The organism is Meiothermus sp., assembly GCF_025056915.1.
In the GTDB taxonomy this organism is placed as follows: domain Bacteria; phylum Deinococcota; class Deinococci; order Deinococcales; family Thermaceae; genus Meiothermus.
This window is the reverse complement of sequence record NZ_JANWVH010000149.1, coordinates 1-2,656: the sequence shown is the minus strand read 5'-3', so window position 1 is coordinate 2,656 and position 2,656 is coordinate 1. Positions and strand designations below refer to the sequence as shown.

Annotated in this window: 3 protein-coding genes and 1 pseudogene; 3 read left to right on the top strand and 1 reads right to left on the bottom strand. The window is 64.1% G+C overall.

Features of this window, described 5'->3' with window-relative positions; genetic code table 11:
* Window positions 1–255, bottom strand: a pseudogene (locus NZN28_RS14240) (molybdopterin oxidoreductase family protein); the annotation flags it as partial.
* Between the two features lie 72 nt (window positions 256–327).
* Here NZN28_RS14240 and NZN28_RS14235 point away from each other — a divergent pair.
* The 3 genes from NZN28_RS14235 (at window position 328) to NZN28_RS14225 (ending at window position 2,288) form a co-directional block, all read left to right on the top strand.
* Window positions 328–603, top strand: coding sequence for a hypothetical protein (locus NZN28_RS14235; protein ID WP_295399268.1), 276 nt, complete (start codon window positions 328–330; stop codon window positions 601–603).
* A gap of 377 nt (window positions 604–980) precedes the next feature.
* Window positions 981–1,523 carry an FAD-dependent oxidoreductase gene (locus tag NZN28_RS14230; protein ID WP_295399266.1) on the top strand — a complete coding sequence of 181 codons (543 nt, stop codon included), beginning with the start codon at window positions 981–983 and terminating at the stop codon, window positions 1,521–1,523.
* A gap of 6 nt (window positions 1,524–1,529) precedes the next feature.
* Entirely contained in the window at window positions 1,530–2,288 is a 759-nt protein-coding gene (locus NZN28_RS14225) for an NAD(P)/FAD-dependent oxidoreductase (protein WP_295399270.1), read from the top strand.
* Window positions 2,289–2,656: the final 368 nt, after the last annotated feature.

Sequence of the window (2,656 nt, the reverse complement as noted above, 5' to 3'; positions counted from 1 at the left end):
GGCCCAGCTCACCCGCGCAAAGCGGCCCTCCCCCTTCGCCCCCACCCGCCGCATGGGGTACAGGGGCCGCAGGGGGTGGTGCTGGCGCTCGGGGTAGCGGTAGGTCTTCACGCAGGCGAAGCCCTGGGTGATGGGGTGGGCGGGGTCACCCCGAACCTCTAAGAGCCGGTTCTGCGCTGGTTCGATGGTGACCAGCAGCGAGCAGGCATCGGGGCAGTCGAGGGGGCAGGTGGTGCGGGCCTGGCGAAGGCTCATACCGCCATGCTAAGAACTTGCTTCACCGCTGTCCATGCCGGGGGCACACCGGCCCGGGTAAACTGATTCCTGATGCCGGGCCGCCGCTGGCTGATCTACGCCAACCTGCTCCTCTGGCTGCCGCTGGTCATGGCCGGGGGCTCGGTGCTCATGACCCGTGCGGTGGCGGCCCCGCTCTTCATCGCCTACCTGGGCCTGGCCTGCCTGGCGGCCTCGCTGGTGCTGTTCTGGCTGGGCGTGGCCGGGCTCTTGCGCCGCAGGCTTAGGGTGGCCGATCTGCTCTGGCTGGGGCTGTATGGAGCCGGGGCGCTGCTTTACAACCAGCTTGTGGGCCTGCTCAGGCCGTGAATGAAGGGGTTCCCTAAAGCCCAAAGGGCCCCACCACACAAGCCTGGCGGATGCTCTCCGGCAGGCTCTGCGAAAAATACGGTTGTGGAGCCAATTGTGGGCAATCCTCCATCCTGAGAAGGGCCTCATCGGCTACACTGAGAGAACCCCGCAAGGGGAATTCAGCATCAACAGGAGGTAGACCGACAGACCATTGGCCGCCTTGCCATCTCAAGGCACCCAGGGCGCCCTAAGGCGCAACAGGCAATACGACGAACTGCCACCACACGGTATGCCACCGTGCGATGGAGCGACTAAGTCGGCAGGGTGATGCCCGAGCATCCAAAACAATTCTCGGGAGAAAGGTTCGAAGAAGTGTAGAAAAAAAAGGTGTTCCCATGAAAACGCTCGTCATAGGCGCGGGCATTGCCGGTTTAGCGGCGGCCCAGGACCTACAGAAAGCGAAGCATCAGGTGACCGTACTCGAAGCCCAACACCGCGTCGGAGGACGCATCCACACCGAACGCAGCTTTGCAGCAGTGCCCATCGAACTTGGCGCCGAATTCATCCACAGCAGCCAGGTTCCCACTTACCCCCTCCCCCAACAATTTGGCCTTCGCACCATCCACTTCAACCAGCAGGAGGATACCTTAGTACGCCTCCCCGACGGTTCCTTGCGGACGATTGCCGAGGTGGGCTGTGAGCAAAGGGGGTACAACAACATCCGGCTGGTGGACTGGCCGGAAGCAAAGGGCGAGGAGTCGCTGGCCGAGTACCTGAATCGCAACCAGCTCTGCGGCCAGAGGGTGCCCTACAAGCTGCAAGAATACATCTCCGACTTTGACCACCCCAGGCGCTTGAGCGCCCAGGCTGCGCTCGAGTTCCTGTACGACAAATCGGCGGAGGAAGGCGACTACCGCATCCTCGACGGCTACGACTGACTAGCGATAAAACTTGCCACCGGGCTCGATATCCGGCTCGGGGCCGTGGTGGAGACGCTCGAGTGGGGGCCTTCTGGCGTAAAGGCCACCACCACCGACGGGCGGGTCTTCCAGGCCGACCAGGCCGTTGTGACCCTGCCGCTGGGCGTTCTGAAGGCAGGCCGGGTGCGGTTTGTACCCGAGCTGCCCGAGGAAAAGCGCCGGGCCATCGAACAGCTTGGTATTACCGATGCGGTCAAGCTCTTCTTCCACTTTGAGGAGCCCATCTTTCCCAAAGGGATTGTGGAGCTCTATGTGCCGGGCGCCAACCCCGACGAGTGGTGGAGCAGTACCGCCGGGCATGGGGTGGGGGTGGAAATCCTGACCGCCCTGGCCACCGGCGACAAGGCCCGCGAACTCTTGGCGCTGCCCGAAGCGGAAGCCCTGCAAAGCGCCCTGGATACCCTGCGGCTGGCCCTGGGCCGCCCCCATCTGACCCCCAGCAAGGCCCGCCTGGCCCACTGGCGGGACGACCCCTTCACCCTGGGAGCCTACAGCAAGGCCAGCGTGGGCGCCTCCCGGGCTCGAAGTGTGCTGGCCCAACCGGTTGGCCACCGCCTGTTCTTCGCGGGCGAGCACACCGCCTCCAACGCCTGGGCCGCCACCGTGCACGGGGCCTATGCCAGCGGGCGACGGGCCGCCCAGGAGATTCTGGCGCTAAAGCCTCCGCCCAGGGCTATTCAACCCCTCCGGCGCGCAGCGCAGGTCATGCAGCCGAGTCCATGAGCCGATAAAGCGGCCTATCCACCCACGCTTTTCAACCTCCCCCGCACAGTTGGGGAGGTTTTTGATGCCTTCGCAAGGGTTGCCGCACAGCTTTCGGCGTCGCAACGTTCAAAAACGCACCGGCTGCGGGTGGTCGGGGGTAGCTGGTGGGTTTACGCTACCTGCTTCCTATCCCCAAACCCCTGTTCCCTGCCTCACTCCCTGTTATTACTGCGTCGCACAAAAACCCGCCCAACTACACCTCGCGGTGAGCGACTTAAGTAAATCCCGGCCTGGACGTGCTTTGTTCCTCCGCTGCCTCTTGAGGGCCTTGGCATAAACCCTCCCCAACCCTCCCTACGCGGTAGGGAGGGGGTCGAGGGCTGTCA